This is a genomic window from Pseudomonas sp. TH06 (genome assembly GCF_016651305.1).
In the GTDB taxonomy this organism is placed as follows: domain Bacteria; phylum Pseudomonadota; class Gammaproteobacteria; order Pseudomonadales; family Pseudomonadaceae; genus Aquipseudomonas.
Genome location: NZ_JAEKEC010000001.1, coordinates 3,651,099 through 3,673,347 on the forward strand (window position 1 = coordinate 3,651,099; position 22,249 = coordinate 3,673,347).

Below are 22,249 nucleotides of genomic sequence, written 5' to 3' on the forward strand. Positions count from 1 at the left end.
CATGTTTGAAGTGGGTGAGTTGTGAAAAAAATACTGCACGTGGCTGAAACGATCAAAGGTGGCGTCGCGACGGTGATCCGCACGATTTCGACGTCACCCGAAGACGACGCTTCCAACTATCAGCTGGTCTATCTGGTCCCGCAGGATCAGGAAAAAGAACTGCACGGGATCGCGGCGCAGCAGATCCGCACCTTCGCCAGAACCGGGCGCAATGTGTCGTCGCTGCTGCGTTTTGCCTGGCGTCTGGCGCAGGTGATGCTTAAGGAAAAACCCGATGTGGTGCATTTGCACAGCACCTTTTCCGGAGTGATCGGCCGTTGTGTGTGCGTGCTGCTGCGACCGTGGCGCAAGCCGAAAATCGTCTACTGCCCGCATGCCTTTTCGTTCTTGATGGAAAGCTCGCCGACCAAGCAGAAAGTCTATGCGTGGATCGAGCGGGTCTTGCAGAAAGTCACCGACGTGATCATTTGCGTCAGCCAGTACGAACTCGACAAAGCCGCGCGATTTGGTATCGAGCGCAAGCGCATGAAGCTGATCTACAACGGCATTCATCGCAAGGAAGACGCGCCTAAAACCAACGGTGCCGAGCCGATTCATCTGCTCTTTGTCGGCCGTCTCGACTACCAGAAAGGCTTCGATGTGTTGCTCAAGGCTTTCGCCAAAGTACAGCGCAACGACCTCAAGCTGACGGTAGTTGGCAGTGCGGTCAACGAGGATGCGGTCGAGTGCCCGCCAATGGACGCCGTCGAATACCTGCCGTGGGTTACGCCGACAGAAGTGCACGCGCTGTATCAACAGGCCGATGCGCTGATTGTCCCGAGTCGCTGGGAAGGTTTTGCGATGGTGCCGCTGGAAGGCATGGCGATGGGTTTGCCGGTGATCGCGAGCAATTGCACGTCACTGCCCGAGTTGGTCACTGACGAAGTGTCCGGCTACGTCTTTCCCTCCGGTGATCACCAGGCCTTGGCCGATGTGCTGGCGAAAATCCAGAAGCCGCGCTTGCTCGACCTCGGCAACGAAGGTCGCAGCATCGTCCGCGAGCGCTTCAGCGCGGCCCTGATGATCCGCCAGACCTACGACCTGTATTGCGCTCCCACTTATTAAGTAGAACTCAAGCTTATGAACGTAACGATTTTGCATGGCTACAGTGCGTCCAACTCCGGTGACGGTCTGCTGGTCGATCTGGCGATTGCGCTGGTGCAGCGCAACTTTGGTGAAGACACCTCGATCAGCGTCGTGGCTTCCGATCCCGAGTCCTTCAACTATCTGCCGCACCCGCGTTTTAACGCGCCAGTGATGGCGGCCAAGGGTCTGGGCCGGGTCAAGCAAGCGGTGTTTCTCAATCAATCCTACGCCGGGCTCGCTGATCTATTGAAGAAAACCGACCTGATCGTCGGTGTCGGCGGCGGCTACATGCGTTCGAAAAGCGCCTTCGAACACATCAAGCTGAAGCTCGGTCACGCCAAGCAACTGGAAACCGCGATCCTCAGCAAAGTGCCGTCGGTGTACCTGCCGCAAAGCATCGGCCCGTTCCACGGCGAGAGCAGCAAGATCGTCGAACATTACGCCAGCGCCGACGCGGTGTTCGTGCGCGACAATCGCTCCTCGGCCATTTTCGACGCTTGTGAAAACGTCTATCGCGCACCGGATCTGGCGGTGCAGTCGCTGGCCGGCAAGATCCTTCAGCAACCCAAGTTCACCCGCTGCGCAGCATCGCCGGCTACCGTCTGCGTGGTGCTGCGCAAGCCGCCGGAGTGGAGCAAGGAAAAGAAGGTTGCCTACGTCGCCAACCTGAAGTTGTTGCTGCAGCGCTTGAAGAACAAAAGCAAAGTGGTTTGCGCGGTGCAAAGCGCGGTGCGCGGCAACGATGACGGCGCGTTCTATCGCGAACTCGGCATCAACGAGGACCTGCTGTCGTTGAAAGCGACCATTGCCAAATACCAACCGGATCTGGTGATTTCCGTGCGCCTGCACGGCGCCATCGAGTCGCTGCTCTCCGGCGTGCCGGCGTACCACATCAGCTACGAACGCAAAGGTTTCGGCGCCTATCAGGACATGGGTGTCGAGGACTGGGTGATCAATGGCGGCGACATCGATGTCGACACCATCATCAACACGGTTTATGCGCCGAATGCACTGGCGGATTTCGGCAAGCGCCTGACCGACACCTGCCGCGAAATTGAAGCGAAAACCGTGGCCATGGACGAAATCATCAAAGGGATCGTTCGATGATATTTCGGCTATTGCTTCGCGGCGGAGCCTTGGGCGCGAAGTTTTTGCTGGTGTTGGCGATTACTCATTACCTCGGTTATGAGGCGTTGGGTTTCTACGGCGTAGTGGTCGCGGCGTCGTTGATCGCCTCGAAGTTCTACAGCGTCGGTTTCAGTTCCGAGATCAACCGTTTGATCAGCGTTGGCGGCAGCTCGCGCCGCGTCGTCGATAAAGTTTTGCTGCTGTATCTGGCAGTCGGGCTGGTGCTGTCGCTGGTGACCGTGGGGATTTATTCACTGTTCCAGGCCGTTGAGGCGACAACTGCGTTAATCCTCTGCGTGACCCTGGTTTTGCTCACCGAGCATCTGTCGTTCGAGATCAATTCCTTCGTGTTCTCCGCGCAGAAAGCCACGGCGGGCGCCTTGTTGTTTTTCATCAAGACCGGCCTGTGGGCGGTGTTGGCCGTCGGCGGGATGATGCTCGGCTGGGTGTCGGGAATCGCCAGTGTGTTGTGGTTGTGGGTGGTCGCCAACGTGCTGGTGATCATCGCCGGTTACTGGATCGTGGTGAACGTTCATCACGGCCGAGAAGCCGGGACACTGGCCACGGCCACGGTGTGGAAGGCCGGGCTGCCGTTCTATCTCGGCACCGGGTTGATCGCGTTGAGTCAGTACGCCGAACGCTTTTTGATCGCCGACCTCGAACCCTACGCCAGGCTCGGTCAATACGTGTACGCATGGTCAGCGGCCAACACGTTGCAGGCGTTGTCGTATGCGGTGGTGGCGGTGGTCGGGATTCCGCTGCTCGCCAAGCGCTTTCAGGCGGATCAACAGGCCTTTACGGTCAAGCAACTGTTCGTCAACAAATGGGTGATGCGCTCGCTGGTGGTCTCGGCGGCAGTGGCGGTAGCGATTTATCTGTTCTTCAACGTCGTACTCGATTACGTCGCCACCAGCGTGCCGCGCCCGGACAACGCGATCCTCGGCGTGCTGATTTTTTCCTTCGCCCTTCGCGCGATTGGCGACATCGTCTGGGGCGGTTTGATTGCCTCGAAAAACAGCCGGGTGTCACTCGCCAGCGCAGCGATCTGCTTGCTGGTTTCAGTGCCGGTCAGTTACGTACTGATCAAACACTATTCGATCTATGGCGCGGCCTGGGGCAACGTCTTCGCAATCATCGTGCAGCTTGGCGTGATCGCTGTGCTGACCCGCGTGAGCGCTGCGAAAAAGGCTGCTGTGTCATGGGCCTGAAGTTGCCGTGCATCGAGTTTCGCGGCAAAAAACTCGATTCGTACGTCTCGTTCCTGATCCTCTTCACCGGGCTGTTTCTGTCGGTGGCGATGCCGTTGCTGATCCCCCGCGATCCCGGCCCGGATGCGATGACGTTGTGGTCGTCGTATGCGCGTGCCGACAACTGCAATTTCTGGAACCCGTTCTCACCGGATCGCTCCTCCTATGAGTGTTCGGCGTTTTTGCTGCGGCCCACCGGGATCAACCTGACCAACGCCTGGGCCTATGGGATGTTCTGCAACTTTTTCCTCACGGCGATTCCGGTGGTGGTCTTTCGGCGTATGCCGCTGGCGATCTTCGGCACCTTGTGCCTGTGGGGCATCGTGCGCTCGTTCTTTCTGGAAAACCTGACCAAGGAAATCATCGTGTCAGTCGCGGTGTTGAGCATTTTGCTCAGCTCGTTGACGCGCAAATATCGCGGCGGTTTTTTCCTCTCGGCGGTGATCTACGGCGTGCTGATCCGGCCCTACTGGATTCTGTTTTCGCTGTCGTGGGTCGGCGTCTGCGTGATGAAAAAGTACGTGTCGCGCACGACCTTTTTCCTGATGTTGTTTTTGTTTTATCTGGCCGTGGCCATGTCGATCCAGGTCGCGCTCGGGTTTCCAGTGTCGTCGATTCGCGCCAGCAATAACGAGTTGCGCACGGCGGGCGAGGAGGGCTCGAAATCGCTGATCGTCTCGTGGCTCAGCGGCAGTGACTTCGTCTCGCAGGCGCTGGACTCGATGATCATCTTCTTCCGGCTGTCGTTCCCCGTGGAGTTGATTCTGCTGTCCGGGCCGGGGCAGGTGATCTTCGTTGCGTTGATGATCATGACCGCGTTGCTGCTGTTCAAAGTCATCACCTCGACCGATTACAAGGGCGCGCCGATCCAGACCAAACCCAAGGAACTGATCGCGATTCCGCTGGCGTTTTTGCTGGTTCAAGGTTTGTTCGAGCCGGACTTCGGTTCCTTCGCCCGACACTTTTCCATGGTCGTGCCGGTGCTGTTTGTCGGCCTCGGTTTGATGCTGCGGGCGAACAAACCGGTGCAGGTTGAATCAAGAATTCTGAATTGAGGCAGGTACTGTATGTCGAGCAAGAAAAAGTCCCTGGAGATCGAAACCCTGCGCGGCCTTGCGTGCCTGCTGCTGGTGCTCTATCACGTCATCGGGCCGTTGGGCGGTGGTTTGAAGATCGATATCGGCTCGCCGTTCCGGGTGATCGCCGACTCCATGGTGTACGTGCGCATGCCGCTGTTCACCTTTATTTCCGGGTACATCTATTCGATCTACAAAATCCGCGGCAATGACTTTTCGGCGTTCTTCAGCGGCAAGGTGCGACGGTTGATCGTGCCGCTGTTTTGCGTCGGCGTGCCGTTTTCGGTGCTGCAAGCGGTGGGGCCGGGGGTGAACAAGGATGTCGGGGTGATCGACGCGTTGTTGTCGTTCTGGGTGCCGATCAACCACTTCTGGTTCCTGCAGGCGGTGTTCATCATTTTCATGTTCGTCGGCTTGCTGGAGTGGCGTGGCTGGCTACGTTCGCCGATGCGCTTGTTCGGGCTGTTCGCGTTTGCGGCGGTGTTGTTTCTGCTGCCGCCGTTCAAGCTCGATGCATTCGGTATCAATGGTGCGATTTACCTGCTGCCGTTTTTTGTCGCGGGGATGATCGGGCAGGAAAATGTCGACCGCTTGAAGCAGACGTTCAAAGTGATCGGTCCATTGGTATTCGTGGTGATTTCGCTGACGCTGCTGTACGTGGCGGCGGTTGATCGTGAGTTGATTGTTGATCGACGCAGTCTGATCGGTCTGACAGTCGGTTGCGTGTCCTGCATCGCGTTGCTGTCGAGTGATGTGCGTTCGAAGGCGCTGACCTGGCTCGGTGGTTATTCCTATGCGATTTTCCTGTTTCATGTGTTGTTTGCGGCGACGTCGCGATTCGTCCTCGGGCGTTTGGGCGTGAAGGATGAAAGCCTGCTGGTGTTGGGGGGGCTGACCTTTGGCTTGCTCGGGCCGGTGCTGTTGTCCATGATTTTCAGTCGGTTCAACTTCACTTCTGTGCTGTTTCTCGGTGAGCGCGCGGCGAAGAAGAAATCGGCGGCGCCCATCGTTCCGGTGGTGCAAACCCAAAGCAGCTAAAAGCTTCGCGAGCAGTGGATCTGTGTTGAACACTATCCCTTGTAGGAGTGAGCCTGCTCGCGATTGCGGTCTGTCAGTCAGCATTTCATTACCTGACCCACCGCAATCGCGAGCAGGCTCACTCCTACAATTGATCTGTGTACACCCCTGCATTCGGTGGGCCATTACAGACTGAAGGAATTTTTGCATGTTGGCAGTTGATGACGCGCAACCCGTTGCTGCATCGGTGGTTGAAGTGGGCGATGCGCGCGAGCGTTTTGCGCAATGGCGTGAAGGCAAGGCCGGCAAGGTCCTGGCGGTTTCGGTGATCGGCGACAGCTACAGCGCCGGGCAGGACTTCTATCTGAACAAGCTGGTGCAGCGCGTGGCCGGGGAGGTTGGCTTTGCCGGACCGGGTTATGTTGGTTTCAACCACGGCGCGGCGCTGGGCGGGACGCATTTCAAGTACACCCGCAGCAGTGAAAAATACTTTGGCGGTGGCTGGAAGGTTTCAGAACTGGGGCAGGCGAGTCCGGACAGTCGCACGGTGACGGGGCGGCCCGGCGCATGGTTGCAGATCGATGCCACCCCGACACCGAGGATCACTACGGCGGTCAGCCAGGCCAAATTGCTTTACCTCGGTAATGGTCAATCCAGTGAAGTGCGCTATCGCTGGACGCCATCGCAAGATTGGCACCCCTTGAAACTCGAAGGTTCCGGTGTTCAGGAATTGCCACTGCCGAGCACGCCGACCGCAACGGATTGGGCGTTCAAACTGGAAGTGGTGAAAGGCACGCCGACCTTGTTCGGTGTGTGGATGAGCAACGATCAGAACGGCGTGCGCGTGTCGAAGCTTGCCGCCTCCGGTGCTGCCTCCGCTGACTTTTATCACCAGGATCGGCAATGGCAGGTACAGTGGAAAGCCGCCGTATCAAAGATCCCTGCCGACGTTTACCTGATCATGCTCGGCGGCAACGATCAGGGTTTTGGCGTTAAGCCAGAGCAGTATCTGCACAACGTTCAGGGATTGGTGGGAATGATCCGCGAGATCCAGCCCGCGGCGAGTATCAACCTGATCATGCGTCAGGACACCACGCGCTCCAGCGCCTACCCGATGTCGGCGTATGCGCAGGTATTGCAGCCTTGGGCGCACGAGCAGCATTTGGGTTACACCAATCTGCAATGCGCGTTTGGCCCGGACGTCAAACGCTACGCCGCCGCGATGATCGGCCCGGACAAGATTCATCCGGTGCCGGCCACGGGTGGGAAGGTGATTGCCGATTACTTTTATGGCTGGATCATGGGCGTCAAGGACCGGTGCGACGCCCTCCCGAAATAACCACCAGACCCACTCCTGTAGGAGCTGCCGAAGGCTGCGATCTTTTGATGTTGCTGTTAAAAACAAGATCAAAAGATCGCAGCCTTCGGCAGCTCCTACAGGGGAGTGTGTTTATTCGAATTGTTCTATCTGGCTCAGCAGCTCTGAGAGTTTCTGTGGCATCAAGCGCGTATCGCACCGCGTCTCAACATTGATGATGATCGCCGGGTCGTTGCAGCAAATCCGCACGCGAAAGCGCCAGTCACCGAAGATCACCTTCAGCCCATCACTGTCATCCATTTCCAGCGCCTGCTCGCCATACAGCTTTTTCAAATGAGCGAGCAGGGGATAGGGATCGGCCATCGGCCGGCGAATATCGCCGGACGAAGGAAACATGCCAATGCGTTCCACCAGCAAAATCGTGCCCAGCCAGGATTCGTTGGCGCTGGGCAACGGCTGATGGCGGGACAGCCAGCTCATCACCCCGAGGTTGCCCACCTCGCGTTCAATCTCTACGGAATGTTGTGCAATGTTCATGGTGGCCTCGTTGGGTGAAGGGAGCCGTCTCAGCGGCCCTTGAGATAGACGTTTTCGTAGCAGAAGTTGGTCGCTTGCAAGTAACCCTCGGCGTCGCCGCAGTCGAAGCGCAGGCCTTTGAACTTGTAGGCCAGCACGCAACCGTTCTGTGCCTGTTTCATCAGCGCGTCGGTGATCTGGATTTCGCCGCCCTTGCCCGGTTGGGTGTCGGCGATCAGGTCGAAAATGTCCGGGGTCAGGATATAGCGACCGATGATCGCCAGGTTCGACGGCGCATCTTGCGGGGCCGGTTTTTCCACCATGTTGTTGACCCGGTAGATGCCGTCGGACATCAGTTCGCCGGCGATCACCCCGTACTTGTGCGTCTGGTCGGCCGGGACTTCCTGAATGGCGACGATCGAGCAGCGGAATTTCTTGTAGAGCTCGATCATCTGCGTAAGTACGCCGTCACCTTCCAGATTCAGGCACAGGTCATCGGCCAGCACCACGGCGAAGGGTTCGTCGCCGATCAATGGGCGACCGCTGAGAATCGCGTGGCCGAGGCCTTTCATTTCCACCTGACGGGTGTAGGAAAAGGTGCAGGTGTCGATCAGCTCGCGGGTGCCGGCGAGGAACTTCTCTTTTTCGGTGCCGCGAATCTGGTGTTCCAGCTCATAGCTGATGTCGAAATGGTCTTCCAGCGCACGCTTGCCACGACCGGTGACGATTGCCATGTGTTGCAGGCCGGCGTCCCGTGCTTCTTCAACGGCGTATTCGATCAACGGCTTGTTGACGATCGGCAGCATCTCTTTAGGCATGGCTTTGGTCGCCGGCAAGAAACGCGTGCCATAGCCGGCAGCGGGGAACAAACATTTACGAATCATAAAAGTATCCTGGACAGTCATGGAACACAGGCAACGGTTACGGGCCACTAACTTGCCCGCAAGTTTCAATGATGATTGAACGATTGCTTTAATACCTGAGTCAGGTTGTTAATGGCAATTACGCGATGCGCTAAATGACGACAATGTTATTAGATGTCGGTTAGAGCATTATTAGTTATTTTTAGTCGGTATCTGTTGATAGTGATGTTTGCACTTGCAGTGCTAATAAGTAGCGGGCAATACAGTGTGACCTGCAAAAATATTTATTGCCAGTCATTGAACTGAATTTGTTTTTTGTTGTTGTCGCCTTGTTTGTGTGGATTGCGACACATCTCCACAACAACAGGCTTGACAATCTACCGGCTACTTACCCACTAACGGACCGCGCTATGAAGATTCTGGTAACCGGTGGCGCCGGCTATATCGGCTCGCACACCACACTTGCTTTACTTGAAGCAGGTTATGAAGTTGTCGTGCTGGATAATCTTTGCAACAGCAGCGACGCAGCACTGCATGCGGTAGAAGCCATCTGCGGCAAAAGTGCATTGATGATTCGCGGCGATGTCTGCGACCGTGCGTTGCTCGACCGGATTTTCCAGGAGCACGCCATCGAAGCGGTGCTGCATTTTGCCGGGCTCAAAGCCGTTGGTGAGAGCGTGCGCAAGCCTTTGGCGTACTACGAAACCAACGTCAGCGGCAGCATCACGCTGTGCCAGGCGATGGCGGCGGCGGGCGTGTTCCACTTGGTCTTCAGCTCATCGGCTACCGTTTACGGTGAACCTGAGCAGATGCCGATCCGCGAGGACTTCCCGACCGGCAACCCGACCAATCCCTACGGTCAATCCAAGTTGATCGTCGAAAACGTACTGCGCGACCTGTGCCAGTCCGAACCGCGCTGGAGCATCGCCTTGCTGCGCTACTTCAACCCGATCGGCGCGCATCACAGCGGCCAGATGGGCGAAGACCCTAACGGCATTCCTAACAATTTGCTGCCTTATATCAGCCAGGTTGCGGTCGGCAGCCTGCAAGAGTTGTCGATCTTCGGCGACGATTACCCCACGGTCGATGGCACCGGCGTGCGCGATTACATCCACGTCGTCGACTTGGCAGACGGCCACTTGAAGGCCTTGCAGTCAATCAGCGGGCGCCACGGCATTCATACCTGGAACCTTGGCACCGGCGATGGCTACAGCGTGTTGCAAGTGCTGCGTGCCTTTGAACAGGCCAGCGGGCAACCGGTGCCTTATCGGGTGATGCCGCGTCGTTCGGGGGATATCGCCGAAAGTTGGGCCGATGCTTCCAAGGCGGCGCAAGAACTGGGCTGGAAAGCCACGCGTAACTTGCAGGACATGGTCACCGACACCTGGCGCTGGCAATCGAATCATCCAAAAGGCTATCTCGGATAATGTCGTTTTGATACCGAATGTTAGTTTCGGTCAGGTGTTAGATATCGTCTGGAAAATACGCTGGAAATGCCTTTTGCAAGTCCGTAGATATAAACCTGCCGTTCGACTTTTATCAGTTGGGTAAGACTGTGAAAGAACGACGGATCTTGTTCGCATTTTTCGCGGACTTGAACTCTACCACCTCTAACACACGCCGGTTTTTAACAGGATGAATGTTAGAAAGGAGTTGATATGAAAAAAGTGATGGCAGTTGCCCTGTTGACGATGTTGAGCAACTGGGCTGCCGCAGCTGAAGCGCCGCTTACTGCGGTAACCAATGTAGGTGGCAATGTAGCGGCTTCGCAAGCGCCTGCAGCCAGTACTGCAATGGTTGCCAGTGCTGTAGCGGCGTCCAACAGCGGTGGCAGTGCCAACGGCGGTACCACCGGTACGACGGGTACCACCGGTACAACCGGCACGCATAACTAACAGCGGTTTTTGTTAGTGCAGTAAGGGTCGCCCGACGCAAGTCGGGTGACTTCTTTTTAGATTCGCCCTTGAATAGCGTAGTGCCATTATGACTCGTAGTTTTTCTCTTTTAATGTTGGCAAGTCTCGCTTTACAAGGTTGCATGTTTTCCCCGGGCCAATACCTGAGCACCAGTGATATCACCCGCCAAGGGGCCAGTGAAAGCAGCAGGGTCGAGCTGATCCCGATCACCCCCAAGCTGATTTCCACGACTCGCGCCACGCAAAAGCGCACGTCGGTGCCGAAGGAACTGTTGGCGACCCCGGCCGAATATCGCATCGGCAACAACGATGTCTTGTACATCACGGTCTGGGATCACCCAGAGCTGACGGCCCCGTCCGGCGCGCAACAACAGATCGATGCCAACGGCCGTCTGGTGCGTTCCGATGGCACGCTGTATTACCCGTTCATCAAGGAAGTCCAGGCCACTGGCCGGACCATCCAGCAACTGCGTGCGGACATCGAGCAGCGGCTGTCGGCGTTCATCGCCGAGCCACAAGTGGACGTCGCCGTGCTGCGCTTCGCCAGTCAGAAAGTAGTGGTCACCGGCGCGGTCGGCAAGGCCGGCCCGCAAGCGATTTCGACCAATCCGCTGAGCGTGGTCGAGGCCCTCGGCACGGCCGGCATCGATACCAACAATGCTGACTTGTCGGGCCTGACACTGACGCGCAACGGGCGGGTCTATCCGCTCAATCTCGACTCGCTCAACCAGCAGGATTCCGAGTTGCAGGGCGTCTACCTCAAGGGTGGCGACCAGTTGTATCTGCCGTACAACGACAACAAGCGCATCTACGTGATGGGCGAGGTCAATCAGCCGCGCGCACTGAGCTTCAAGACCGCGACGATGAACCTCTCCGATGTGCTCGGCTCGGTCGGCGGCTTGAGTCAGACCACCTCCAATGGCAATGCGGTGTACGTCATTCGCGGTGTGGAAAACCTCGATGTCGAGCCGGCGAAAATCTACCAGTTGAACGCTGAATCGCCGACCGCCATGGCACTCGCCACGCACTTTGAAGTGCGCCCTCAGGACGTCGTGTATGTCGGGCCTGCCAACGTGACGCGCTGGAACCGCTTCATCAGTCAATTGGTGCCGTCGGCGTCGATTGTCGGGACCGGGGCTTCCGCAGCGAAGAACTGGAGCGAATTCAGTAACAACAGCAAATAAGGTCGCCGACTGTGAATACGTTGAAAGTTGGCGTCTGCCTGATGGCGGCCCTGTTGTTGTGTGGCTGTAACCCACTGATGAGCGCTTCGCTGAACAACCTCAAGTCGGCGGTGATCGGTCCGGATGAAGTGGACGTGACGCCGGCCGAGGTCGCCGAGGTCAGTTATCCGCAACTCAAACTGACCACGCCGTCCGGCTCCGGGGTGCTGGCGCTGGTGCGCGAGCGTGAGGATCTGCAGTTCTGGGTCGCCTCCGGCAAACAGGTTTTGCTTCTGCGTAATGGTCTTGCCGTGCGCAGCATTGGCCTGGGCCTTGAGGGCGACCTCGACGGCACGCGACTGGCAGATGACTCGCCGTTCAAAGCGGGTTTGCATCAAGTTGCCGATGGCTTCACCAGCCGACGCTGGATCGACCTCTACAAGGGGCAGGAAGTCGGGGTGATCGTCAACAGCCGCTTCAGCCGTCGCGCCATGGAAACCCTGAACATTCTCGACAAGGAATACACCGTGCTGCGTGTCGATGAGCAGATTGACGCCCCGGCCATCGGCCTGAGTGCGACCAATCGTTATTGGGTCGATCCGCGTGACGGTTTTATCGTCAAGAGTGAGCAGCAACTGACCTCGCAATTGCGCGTGAAGATTGTGCAACTGACCCCTGATCGCAGGCACCTGCCGTGATGCGGCTCAGGATGCTGTCGGCGTGCCTGTTGTTGATCAGCGGCATCAGCCAGGCCGCCGTCACCGTCAGTGGTGACGTCGCCAATCCCGGGCCGGTCAAGCTGCCGGCGGGCGGGCGCTTGCTCGACGTGATCAACGAAGCCGTGCCCAATGCCGAAGGCTATTGGCTGGCCGGGGTTCTGCTGCGTCAGTCGTTGCTGGAAGAGCAGACGCGGCTCAAGGCTGGCGTGCTGTTCGATCTGGACGTGTTGCAACGCATGGCGGCGCTCTTCGACAGACCGAGCCGTGTGGCGCTGGCGCAACGGTTGATCGAGCAAGTGCGGGAAATGCCGGTGACCGGACGGCAGATCGCCGATCTCGATCCGGTGGCGATTGAAGTCGGCTTCGCCCGCAATATTCGACTGGATGACGGCGATCAACTGATCTACCCGAAGCGGGTCGACGAAGTTGAAGTGCTCGGCGCCGTCGCCGACACCTGCCACTTGCCTTATCAGCCGCTGCTGGAGGCCCGTGAATACCTGGAAAGCTGCACGCCGCTGGACGATGCCGAGGCCGACTACCTGTGGCTGATCCAGCCCAACGGCGTCTCGCGGCGCGTCGGCATTGCCCACTGGAATCGTGAGAGCGGGCAGTTTCCCGTGGCCGGCAGCAAGATTCTGGTGCCGGTGAAAAATGATGATCTGGATCCGCCTGTCCCTGAGCTGAATCAGCAGTTGGCCGAATTGATTGCCACGCAGCTGGCCGAGGTGGTTCGTTGAAGTTACGTTTTGCAGCTGTGTTGTTATTGCCCTGTGGTCTGGCGCATGCCGAGCCGCGCATTACTCAGAATGACTTTGGTGGCACGGGCCTGTTGCAGACGCCGACCGCGCGCATGGCACCGGCCGGCGAGTTGAGCGTCAACGCCAACCGCACCGAGCCCTACAGTCGTTACAGCGTTTCGTTGCAGCCACTGGACTGGCTCGAAGGTTCGTTCCGTTACACCGCGATCACCAACCGGCCGTACGGCTCCGAGGCCCTCAGCGGCAGCCAGAGCTATAAGGATAAGGCGGTCGACGTCAAAGTCCGGCTGTGGCAGGAGAGCCATTGGCTGCCCGATGTCGCTCTCGGGTTCCGAGACGTCGGCGGTACGGGTTTGTTCTCCAGTGAGTTTTTCGTCGCCAACAAGCGCTTCGACAATTTCGATTTCAGCGCTGGCATTGCCTGGGGTTATCTGGGCAATCGCGGCGACCTCGACAACCCGTTGGGCTACGTCAGTGATCGTTTCGATACCCGACCCGCGCTCGAAGGCACCGGTGACGTCAACTCGGGTTCGTACTTTCGCGGCAGGCCGTCACTCTTCGGCGGCGTGAGTTATCAGACGCCCTGGGATCGCTTGAGCCTGAAGCTCGAATACGAAGGCAACGACTACAAGCACGAGCCGAAGGACAACATCATCCAGCAGGACTCGCCGATCAACTTCGGCGCGGTGTTCAAGGTGGCGGACTCGGTCGACGTCACGGCGGCGTGGGAGCGGGGCAACACGGCGATGTTCGGCATCACCTTCCACACCAATTTCGTCAGCCGCAAAGCACCGGCCAAGATCTACGATCCGACTCCGGAACCGTTGCCGGCAAAAATGCCGACCACGTCGATGGAGCAGGTCGACTGGGCCAACGTCTCGCAGCGTTTGCAGCAGAATGCCGGCTACAAGGTCGAGCGCATCAGTCAGCGCGATTCCGAGTTGATCGTGTATGGCGAGCAGCAGCGTTATTTCCACTCGTCCAAGGCTGTCGGCCGGGCGAGCCGGATTCTCGACAACAGCGTCAACGACGACATCAACTGGTTCACCGTGGTCAACAAGCGCTACGACTTGCCGCTGGAAGAAACCAGCGTGCCGCGCCGGACCTTCCGCGAAGTGATCAACAACGAAGAGCCGTTGCAATCACTGCACCGCACCACCGAAGTCAATCCGGCGATGCCGCACAACGAGAAAACCCTCTACACCGAAGCGCCGCAGCATTTCAGTTATGGCGTGGGTCTGGGCTTCAAACAGAACGTCGGTGGCCCGGATGGTTTGCTCTATCAATTCAGTGCTGACGCGGACGCCGAGTACCGCTTCAATCGCAGCACCTGGTGGAGCGGCATGCTCAGCGCCAACCTGATCAACAACTTCGACAAATTCACCTATGACGCACCCAGCGGTTTGCCCCGAGTGCGCACGGATTTGCGGCAGTACCTGACCGAGTCCGAAGTGACCATGCCGCTGTTCCAGTTGAGCCACACCGAGCAACTGGACAAGGATCTGTATGGCATGGTCTACGGTGGTTATCTGGAGTCGATGTTCGCCGGGGTCGGGGGCGAAGTGTTGTTCCGCCCGACGGGCGAGCGCTGGTCGGTGGGCGCGGACCTGAACTACGTGCGCCAGCGTGAATTCGATCAGGGTTTTGGCCTGCGCGATTATTCGGTGGTGACCGGGCATATCACCGGTTACACCGATTTGCCGTATGACACGCTGGCGGCAGTCAGCGTCGGTCGTTATCTGGCCGGTGACTGGGGCGGCACGCTGGACATCTCCCGCGAGTTCTCCAACGGCGTGCGCTTCGGTGCCTGGGCGACGATCACCACTGCCGGCAGCGCCGAGTATGGGGAAGGTAGTTTCGACAAGGGCATCTATCTGTCCATCCCGTTCGACGAAATGATGAGCATGTCGACCATGCGCCGCGCCAACCTCGTGTGGGCGCCCCTGACCCGTGACGGTGGTGCAAGGCTCAATCGCAGCTACCAACTGCATTCGATGACCGATAGCCGGGATGACGACATGTTCTATCGCAACTTCGAGAAAATCACCGAGTAATCCAAAATCCCGCCCACCCCAATCGTTGTAGGAGTGAGCCTGCTCGCGAAAGCGCCCAACCAGTCGCCATCTGCATGCCTGACACACCGCCATCGCGAGCAGGCTCACTCCTACAAGGGATATGTGTCGAACCGCCCAAATCCCTGTGGTAGCTGGCTTGCCAGCGATGACGGCGGCACATTCGGCATAGATACTGTCTGGCTTGACGCCATCGCGGGCAAGCCACGCTCCCACAGTAGTGTTGTGTCGAATCCAAAATCCTGGTCAACACACGATCCCCTGTAGGAGTGAGCCTGCTCGCGAAAGCGCCCAACCAGTCGCCATCTGCATGCCTGACACACCGCCATCGCGAGCAGGCTCACTCCTACAAGGGATATGTGTCGAACCGCCCAAATCCCTGTGGGAGCTGACTTGCCAGCGATGACGGCGGCAAATTCGGCATAGATACTGTCTGGCTTGACGCCATCGCGGGCAAGCCACGCTCCCACAGTAGTGTTGTGTCGAATCCAAAATCCTGGTCAACACACGATCCCCTGTAGGAGTGAGCCTGCTCGCGAAAGCGCCCAACCAGTCGCCATCTGCATGCCTGACACACCGCCATCGCGAGCAGGCTCACTCCTACAAGGGATATGTGTCGAACCGCCCAAATCCCTGTGGGAGCTGGCTTGCCAGCGATGACGGCGGCACATTCGGCATAGATACTGTCTGGCTTGACGCCATCGCGGGCAAGCCGCGCTCCCACAGTGGTGTTGTGTCGAATGCAAAATCCTGGTCAACACACGATCCCCTGTAGGAGTGAGCCTGCTCGCGAAAGCGCCCAACCAGTCGCCATCTGCATGCCTGACACACCGCCATCGCGAGCAGGCTCACCCCTACATGGCGTACCGCGAACCCCAAATCCAGGGCACAAAAAAGGGGACTTTCGTCCCCTTGCGGTGGTGTATCCGGTCGCGTCACTACGTCAGTAGATATCCTTCGACAACAGCGTAAACGGTGTCTTCACCAGGATCTTCAAGTCCAGCCACAACGACCAGTTGTTGATGTACTGAAGATCGATCTCGACACGCTTCTGCATCTTGTCGAGGGTGTCGGTTTCACCCCGGCAGCCGCTGATTTGCGCCAGCCCGGTAATGCCCGGTTTAATCCGGTGACGCGCCATGTAGGCGAGAATTTTCCCCGAGTAGAAATGGTTGTGCGCGACCGCGTGTGGACGCGGGCCAACCAGCGCCATATGCCCTTGCAGCACGTTGAACAGTTGCGGCAGTTCGTCCAGCGACGTGCGGCGAATAAAGCGCCCAACCGGGGTGATGCGCGAGTCGTTGCGGCTGGCCTGTTTGACGTCGCGGTCATCGTGGACACGCATCGAGCGGAATTTCCAGACCTTGATCACCTTGCCGTTCCAGCCATGGCGATCCTGCTTGAAGAACACCGGGCCAGGCGAGTTGAGTTTTACCGCCAGGGCAATGATCAGCAGCACCGGGCTCAGCAGAATGATCGCCAGCAGCGCCACACTTTTTTCCGCTAGGCTTTTGCTCAGGGCAGCAGTCGGTCGGCTGGTCAGCGGGCTCTCGTTCAGGTAGATCGCCGGCAGGCCGTCCACGACTTTCACCGAGTGATTGAGCAGGGTCAGACTGTTCAGATCCGGCACCCAGACGACATCCACGTTGGCACCCAGCAAGTCGACATACATGGCTTCGATTTGCGCCGCTTCCGACAGCGGCAGGGTGATGTACAAACGGCGGATGTCGTGGGCGTTGATCAGCTCCAGCAACTGTTCCTGAGCACCGACGACGCGCGGAGCATCGGCATCCAGAGAGGGTAGGGAACCGTTGCTGACCAATCCCACCAGCGGCAGGTTTTCGATCTGGCTGAGCTTTTTCGCCAGGCCCAACGCCAGTTCACCTGTCCCCACAATCAGGGTCTTGTGCTCGCTTTTACGAGTGCGCTGGTAGAACTTCGAAAACGCATGCAGCGGCGCGTACAGCAGCGCCTGACCGAGGAAACCGTATACCGCCCAGCTCAGGATCACCTGGCGGGAAAACAGCTCATCGGCCTTGCAGACAAACGCGATGAAAGCCAGCGCCGCCATGGTCATCGACCAGCCCATGAACAGCCGGCCCAGCCCGGTCAGGTAGTTGTCGCGTTTGCGATAAACGCCACTGAACGTATAGGCCGGCACCGAGGCCAGTACCGCCAGCGTTGCGCACATGCGGTAATAGAACGCGACCGTTCCGGTGTGCTGCTCGGCCAGTACAAACAGCAGAGCAACAATAAACCCCTGCGCCAGCGCCCATTGGCCCCAAAAGGTCAGTCCCTTGAGGCCCGTGCTTCGATTGATACTGAGAGAAAGATCCATACGATATCCCCAAAAGACGTCCATTCAGGTTTCAACAGTTGAAAGCCGAGTTGTTAGTCAGAGTTATTGTTTTTGTTTTAACGAGTGTTCTGAGGTAACAGCGTCGATATGCCGAACTGTTGTCAGTCAATAGACTAAGTTATTGCCGGGAATGGTGTCTGACGAGTTCTAACAAGATGGCACATTGCCAACTTTTAATAATTAAATATGAGTCTGTTAGAAAAGGTCGCAGAGAGGGGGGTGAATAAATGATGTTGTATTTGTTACTGTTGGAAGGGTGGAGGCAGGGAGTTTCAATCTATCAAGGGAGGTGAAATCAAACAGAGTGCTCTTGTTGTTTTTGTAATCGCACTGTTATCTGTTTGTTTTGTTCGCAGAGGTCGCGGTGTTTACGCGACGATGTCCTGAATGAGGCAATAACCGCGATTTCTTACGGCACGAAATAGTCGCTCACCCTTACTGGCGCTTTTGAATTTGTCTTGCAGGCGACTCAGGCACATTTCCAGACCGCGATACTGTTCGGGCTCTCGGCCGATGCTGAGGATCAAGTCGTCACGGCTGACAACACGCTCTTCGTGATTGAGCATTTTTCTGACCAGTGCGGTTTCCAGTCCGGTAAGACTGATCTGCACATCTTCCTTGACCAGTGCGCCTTGAGCATTGTCCAGGTGCCAGGTTTCGGTGCCAGATGCATCGCTTGTCATGGCTGGAGGCAGACTGCTGATTTCCTCAGTCGTTGCCGGAACGCTATGAAATGGATTCGTCGATTGGGCTGCGCGCCATTCCGACTCAAGCGTGGCGATTATTCGCTGGGTGTCATATTCGATGGTGCGGGCGACGCTCTTTCGGGTCCCGCTTGGGTAAGTGAACTCCATCAGCATCGGAGCGGAAGAGGGTGAAGTAGCACCTTCAATAAACATTTGCGCCTGAGACGTGCCGAACGAATTGAAACGCTCGCTGGACAGAATGCTCTCAAGTTCACGCTGCGACGTTGTACTGTGAGTCACGACGACAAAATATTTTCTGGGGAGGGTTGTACTCGTTTCCATGTCTCTCTCCTTAACTGCGTACCAAAAATTGGCTAAAAGGTCATTCGGCAGGCGAGCAATGACTTCCTTGGAAGTAATCGACAGGCAGGGTCTGGGCCCGAAAATGGCCCTCGATAAGTTCCACTCGATCTGCTGCTATGTTGTTGAGTTTATTGTTATGGTGTCGCGCTCATTCAAGTGCTTTGTTATAGGTAGATATGAAGTACAACGAGAGCTATATGGTTGCATCAGACGATCCTTCGTACGTATGCAAAAGGGTGGCTGCCCTTGATCAGGCAGTCGATATCAAGCCCCGCATCAGGCGATAGCCATAGCCGCGGATACTCTGAATCGCGTTTGTACCATACATGTCCTTGATTTTTCCACGCAAGCGGCTGATCGATTTCTCCAGCGCCCTCGGGTCGTAGAAATTGGTATTGAGCCCCATGATGGTGGCGATTTCATCATGGCTGAGAATGTGATTACTGGTTTGCGCAAACGCTTCGAGGATCTTCATTTCGGCAAACGAAATGTCGAGTTTCTGGCTGGAGCCCAACAGGCAGATACGCGTGGGATCAAGCGTCAGACTGATATCGCGTTGCCATTCTTCACTGCTGAAGAACTCGCTCAGCAACTCGGCGCTATCGTCGGAGAGGGTGTTGAGCTTGATACAGAAGTCCGCCCCGGCAAGATAATATTTGATCTTGTTGAAGGCGCCCCGGCCAGTGATGACCGTGCAGATGATCGGTTTCAAGTTGTCGGTGCGCAGGTTCTTCACCAGCGCGAGATTGTCTTCGAGGGCCTGCGGGCTGTCGATGACAATGAAGATCGCGCGATACGAACCAGAGTGTTCATTCTGCTTATATGAACTAGTGAACGAATCGACTTCAAGTGCCAAATCGGTTCGTACGTGCTTGGCGAGTAGCGCCCTGAAATGTTCAGCCACGCCACGAGTACGGCCCAGAGTGAGAACACCTGGTACGTCGTTTGTCGGGCGCGGACTACTAGTCGCCAAGTTCCCTGAGAGCATCATGCATTGACTCGAATTAGGTGCTGACATCGGGATGTTAAAGCACCGGTTCTCATCTGTGACTGACAATTGGTAACATTTAAGCGGATTTTAGACGTGGCTCCCGAGTTTTCTAACAATAATTAAGCATTTCAAGCTTTTAGTTGATTTTTTCGGGGGTGTGAACTAGTCGTTAGATAGTGGCAATATGAAATTGTGCCACTATTTTGAGCGCATGGCGACAGCTTTGTTTATGTCTATTGGCCACTGTCTAGCCATCTAGCATAGTGTGACATTGGTCACACTTTATTGGCAAGACGAACTTTTTACTACTAAGTGCCTAATTTTTTTCACATTAGTTCGTAGGCGGACGTTTATTAACATGGCTTGAGTGTGTCTTTTGATAAGACGTAATCTCCTCAGCCAATAACAGCAAAAGATCGCAGCCTCGGCAGCTCCCACATTTGATGTGATTCCCTGTAGGCGCTGCCGAAGGCTGCGATCTTTTGATCTTTGTATTTTCAGATACTCAATCCCTGAGTGTTATAAGCCAGTCGCCCGCCAAGAGCGTTCTGACGGAGGATTAATGGATTTCTGGACCCTTTTCCAGGTGTTGATTTTAGGCGCAGTAGAAGGCCTTACCGAGTTCTTGCCCATCTCCAGTACCGGCCACCAGATTATCGTCGCCGACTTGTTGGAGTTCGGCGGCGAACGCGCCATGGCGTTCAACATCATTATTCAATTGGGTGCCATTCTTGCCGTCGTCTGGGAGTTCCGGCCAAAGATCTGCGAAATCGTCAAAGGCCTGCCGACCCAGCGCAATGCTCAGCGCTTCACCCTCAACTTGCTGATCGCTTTCCTTCCCGCAGTGGTGTTGGGCGTTTTGTTCGCTGACGCGATTCATCACTATCTGTTCAACCCGATCACCGTAGCCGTTGCACTCGTTGTCGGCGGCATCATCATGTTGTGGGCTGAGCAGCGTAACCATGTGATCAGCGTCGAGCACGTCGACGACATGTGCTGGTCTGACGCGTTGAAGGTCGGTTTCGTACAATGCCTGGCGATGATTCCCGGCACCTCCCGCTCCGGCTCGACCATCATCGGTGGCCTGCTGTTCGGCCTGTCGCGTAAAGCCGCCACCGAGTTCTCGTTCTTCCTGGCCATGCCGACCATGGTTGGCGCTGCCGTTTACTCCGGCTACAAATACCGAGACCTGTTTCAGCAAAGCGACCTGCCGGTCTTCGCCCTGGGCTTTGTTACCGCATTCATCTTCGCGATGATCGCCGTGCGCGGTTTGCTCAAGTTCATCGCCAACCACAGCTACGCCGCGTTCGCCTGGTATCGGATCGCGTTTGGCTTGTTGATTCTGGCGACCTGGGCTTTCGGCTGGGTGAACTGGACGGCCGCAGCGGCAAGCTGATTACTGACTGCTGATCAGTGCCGCGACGGCGAGGTCGTTCAATTCCGAGTCGGGCAAATCCTGACGAAAATGCTGCAAAGCTGAAGTGAAGTACGCGGCCTGCAGCATGCCGTCGCTGGCGAGGAAATACCGCGCGGCTTCGATTTCTTCTACCGAATACACACGTTTTTTCAGCCCGGACATGTCCGACAAACCATCGACCGTGATCATCGTCGTCGTGAAAGTCAGAAAACCGGCCATCTGGGTAGATTCAAAAGGGCCGTCTTCCCCATCACCGCACCCTTTCAAGAAATCGCAACTGGCGCAGGCGCTGGCAGGGACGGTGACGAGCAAAGCGAGGAGGGTGAATCGCTTGAAGAAAACACAGCTGAACGCGGACATAAACAAAAGACATCCTGTCGATACAACAACACTCCGGGCAACGCTCATTCGTTGCCCGCACATACAACGCGTCGATCAACGACCCGCCAACAACTCCGCCGCCTGATCTAGCAAGGCCAACGGATCCTTGGCCTTGTGAATATCCACCGACAACAACTGCCGAAACTTACGCGCCCCCGGAAACCCGGTACCCAAGCCCAACACATGGCGAGTGATGTGATGCATCGCTCCACCCGCCAACAAATGCTCGGCAATATAAGGCCGCAACTGCGCCAACGCCTCAGCGCGACTGATCGCCGGCGCCGAACTGCCGAACAACTGTTGATCCACCTCCGCCAGCAAATACGGATTGTGATAAGCCTCACGCCCCAGCATCACACCGTCGAACGTCTGCAAATGCTCATGGCAAGCCTCCATCGTCTTGATCCCGCCATTCAGCACAATCTCCAACTCCGGAAAATCCGCCTTCAACCGCGCGGCAACGTCATAACGCAACGGCGGAATGTCGCGATTCTCCTTCGGCGACAACCCCTCCAGAATCGCAATCCGCGCATGCACGGTAAAACTCGTACACCCGGCATCCCGCACCGTACCGACGAAATCACACAACTCCTCGTAACTGTCCCGTCCGTTGATCCCGATCCGATGCTTCACCGTCACCGGAATCGACACCGCATCGCGCATCGCCTTCACACAATCCGCCACCAGTTGCGGGTGACCCATGAGGCACGCGCCGATCATGTTGTTCTGCACACGATCGCTCGGGCAGCCGACGTTGAGGTTCACCTCGTCGTAACCATGCTCCTGCGCCATGCGGGCGCAGGCGGCCAAGTCGAGGGGGACGCTACCGCCCAACTGCAAGGCGAGAGGATGCTCGGCTTCGTTGTGACGGAGGAAACGCTCGTGATCGCCGTTTAGGAGCGCGCCGGTGGTTACCATTTCGGTGTAGAGCAGGGCGTTCTTCGACAGGATGCGTAGGAAGAAACGGCAATGGCGGTCAGTCCAATCCATCATCGGGGCGACGGAGAAACGGCGGGACAGCGGGGCAGGTTGTAGAGGCATTGGGGGAATCTGAATCAGAGGGGCGAAGGCGGGGGAGTTTATCAGGAATGGTGCAGAGCAGAGTCTCATGCGTCGTGAATACGTATTTCCGATT

Annotated in this window: 20 protein-coding genes; 13 read left to right on the forward strand and 7 right to left on the reverse strand. The window is 57.0% G+C overall.

The window, feature by feature from the left end:
- The first annotated feature begins 21 nt into the window (after positions 1-21).
- The 6 genes from JFT86_RS16460 (at position 22) to JFT86_RS16485 (ending at position 6,932) form a co-directional block, all read left to right on the forward strand.
- Positions 22-1,104, forward strand: a complete 1,083-nt coding sequence (locus tag JFT86_RS16460; RefSeq protein WP_201237478.1) for a glycosyltransferase — start codon at positions 22-24, stop codon at positions 1,102-1,104.
- A gap of 15 nt (positions 1,105-1,119) precedes the next feature.
- Positions 1,120-2,232: a polysaccharide pyruvyl transferase family protein gene (locus JFT86_RS16465; protein WP_201237479.1), complete on the forward strand. Its 1,113-nt coding sequence runs from the start codon at positions 1,120-1,122 to the stop codon at positions 2,230-2,232.
- Positions 2,229-3,461 carry an oligosaccharide flippase family protein gene (locus JFT86_RS16470; RefSeq protein WP_201237480.1) on the forward strand — a complete coding sequence of 411 codons (1,233 nt, stop codon included), beginning with the start codon at positions 2,229-2,231 and terminating at the stop codon, positions 3,459-3,461. The genes JFT86_RS16465 and JFT86_RS16470 overlap by 4 nt, the downstream gene beginning before the upstream one ends.
- Positions 3,452-4,555 carry a hypothetical protein gene (locus tag JFT86_RS16475; RefSeq protein WP_103305096.1) on the forward strand — a complete coding sequence of 368 codons (1,104 nt, stop codon included), beginning with the start codon at positions 3,452-3,454 and terminating at the stop codon, positions 4,553-4,555. Before JFT86_RS16470 ends, JFT86_RS16475 begins: the two co-directional genes overlap by 10 nt.
- Positions 4,556-4,567: 12 nt before the next feature.
- On the forward strand, positions 4,568-5,614 hold the full coding sequence (locus JFT86_RS16480) for an acyltransferase (protein WP_201237481.1): 1,047 nt from the start codon (positions 4,568-4,570) through the stop codon (positions 5,612-5,614).
- A 187-nt stretch (positions 5,615-5,801) separates the two neighbouring features.
- Positions 5,802-6,932 (forward strand): GDSL-type esterase/lipase family protein, encoded by a 1,131-nt coding sequence (locus JFT86_RS16485; RefSeq protein WP_201237482.1) that lies wholly within the window; start codon positions 5,802-5,804, stop codon positions 6,930-6,932.
- A 111-nt stretch (positions 6,933-7,043) separates the two neighbouring features.
- Here JFT86_RS16485 and JFT86_RS16490 read toward each other — a convergent pair whose 3' ends face one another.
- Both JFT86_RS16490 and galU read right to left on the reverse strand, forming a co-directional pair.
- Complete coding sequence (locus JFT86_RS16490; RefSeq protein WP_201237483.1) at positions 7,044-7,448, reverse strand: mannose-1-phosphate guanylyltransferase; 405 nt, start codon at positions 7,446-7,448, stop codon at positions 7,044-7,046.
- Positions 7,449-7,477: 29 nt separating this feature from the next.
- Complete coding sequence (gene galU / locus JFT86_RS16495) at positions 7,478-8,311, reverse strand: UTP--glucose-1-phosphate uridylyltransferase GalU (protein WP_007910549.1); 834 nt, start codon at positions 8,309-8,311, stop codon at positions 7,478-7,480.
- Positions 8,312-8,700: 389 nt separating this feature from the next.
- Here galU and galE point away from each other — a divergent pair, with 389 nt between their 5' ends.
- The 6 genes from galE to JFT86_RS16525 all read left to right on the forward strand — a co-directional run bounded on the left by galE (position 8,701) and on the right by JFT86_RS16525 (position 14,899).
- Positions 8,701-9,717 (forward strand): UDP-glucose 4-epimerase GalE, encoded by a 1,017-nt coding sequence (galE, locus tag JFT86_RS16500; protein WP_201237484.1) that lies wholly within the window; start codon positions 8,701-8,703, stop codon positions 9,715-9,717.
- A gap of 231 nt (positions 9,718-9,948) precedes the next feature.
- A complete protein-coding gene (locus JFT86_RS16505; protein WP_007910552.1) occupies positions 9,949-10,185 on the forward strand; it encodes a hypothetical protein in 237 nt (78 codons plus the stop codon).
- A gap of 142 nt (positions 10,186-10,327) precedes the next feature.
- Positions 10,328-11,389 (forward strand): polysaccharide biosynthesis/export family protein, encoded by a 1,062-nt coding sequence (locus JFT86_RS16510; protein WP_242489492.1) that lies wholly within the window; start codon positions 10,328-10,330, stop codon positions 11,387-11,389.
- Between the two features lie 11 nt (positions 11,390-11,400).
- Complete coding sequence (locus tag JFT86_RS16515) at positions 11,401-12,066, forward strand: YjbF family lipoprotein (protein ID WP_201237486.1); 666 nt, start codon at positions 11,401-11,403, stop codon at positions 12,064-12,066.
- Positions 12,066-12,824, forward strand: a complete 759-nt coding sequence (locus JFT86_RS16520) for a capsule biosynthesis GfcC family protein (protein WP_201237487.1) — start codon at positions 12,066-12,068, stop codon at positions 12,822-12,824. Before JFT86_RS16515 ends, JFT86_RS16520 begins: the two co-directional genes overlap by 1 nt.
- Positions 12,821-14,899 carry a YjbH domain-containing protein gene (locus JFT86_RS16525; RefSeq protein WP_201237488.1) on the forward strand — a complete coding sequence of 693 codons (2,079 nt, stop codon included), beginning with the start codon at positions 12,821-12,823 and terminating at the stop codon, positions 14,897-14,899. The genes JFT86_RS16520 and JFT86_RS16525 overlap by 4 nt, the downstream gene beginning before the upstream one ends.
- A 961-nt stretch (positions 14,900-15,860) precedes the next feature.
- Here JFT86_RS16525 and JFT86_RS16530 read toward each other — a convergent pair.
- From JFT86_RS16530 to JFT86_RS16540, 3 genes are all read right to left on the reverse strand, one after another.
- Positions 15,861-17,255, reverse strand: a complete 1,395-nt coding sequence (locus tag JFT86_RS16530) for an undecaprenyl-phosphate glucose phosphotransferase (RefSeq protein ID WP_201237489.1) — start codon at positions 17,253-17,255, stop codon at positions 15,861-15,863.
- A 389-nt stretch (positions 17,256-17,644) separates the two neighbouring features.
- Positions 17,645-18,304 carry a helix-turn-helix domain-containing protein gene (locus JFT86_RS16535; protein ID WP_201237490.1) on the reverse strand — a complete coding sequence of 220 codons (660 nt, stop codon included), beginning with the start codon at positions 18,302-18,304 and terminating at the stop codon, positions 17,645-17,647.
- Between the two features lie 271 nt (positions 18,305-18,575).
- Positions 18,576-19,316, reverse strand: a complete 741-nt coding sequence (locus tag JFT86_RS16540) for a winged helix-turn-helix domain-containing protein (protein WP_201237491.1) — start codon at positions 19,314-19,316, stop codon at positions 18,576-18,578.
- Between the two features lie 562 nt (positions 19,317-19,878).
- Between JFT86_RS16540 and JFT86_RS16545 the strand changes: the two genes are divergently transcribed.
- Positions 19,879-20,712 (forward strand): undecaprenyl-diphosphate phosphatase, encoded by an 834-nt coding sequence (locus JFT86_RS16545; protein WP_201237492.1) that lies wholly within the window; start codon positions 19,879-19,881, stop codon positions 20,710-20,712.
- Here the strand turns inward: JFT86_RS16545 and JFT86_RS16550 are convergent, their stop codons facing one another.
- Positions 20,713-21,141, reverse strand: coding sequence for a DUF2388 domain-containing protein (locus JFT86_RS16550; RefSeq protein ID WP_201237493.1), 429 nt, complete (start codon positions 21,139-21,141; stop codon positions 20,713-20,715). It abuts the gene before it with no gap.
- A gap of 27 nt (positions 21,142-21,168) precedes the next feature.
- A complete protein-coding gene (gene dusA / locus JFT86_RS16555; RefSeq protein WP_201237494.1) occupies positions 21,169-22,155 on the reverse strand; it encodes a tRNA dihydrouridine(20/20a) synthase DusA in 987 nt (328 codons plus the stop codon).
- Positions 22,156-22,249: the final 94 nt, after the last annotated feature.